We start from the raw sequence: 277 nt of genomic DNA on the forward strand, positions 1-277 counted from the left end.
TATCTTGATTGTCGGAGGGGATGTGCTTAATCCGCATGTGATCGCTCAGGTCCTGCGTAATAGCCCGCCTCAGCAGTTATTGAATGGCTATGGGCCGAGTGAGGGAACGACATTTACCACGACATACCGTATCACTGAAATGCCGGTAGGGACGACAAAGCTTCCCATTGGTCGGCCAATCGCTAACACACGCCTCTATTTGTTGAACGCTTATGGCGAACCCGTGCCACTGGGGGCGATCGGTGAGATTTATATTGGTGGAGACGGCGTGGCCTGT

1 protein-coding gene is annotated in these 277 nt (G+C 53.1%); it reads left to right on the forward strand.

What is annotated here, in order from left to right:
* A partial coding sequence (locus tag AAC854_RS24820) for an AMP-binding protein (RefSeq protein ID WP_340619181.1) occupies positions 1–277 on the forward strand: 277 nt, incomplete at both ends.

Origin of the sequence: Xenorhabdus entomophaga (assembly GCF_037996725.1) — a bacterium.
GTDB classification, from domain to species: domain Bacteria; phylum Pseudomonadota; class Gammaproteobacteria; order Enterobacterales; family Enterobacteriaceae; genus Xenorhabdus; species Xenorhabdus khoisanae.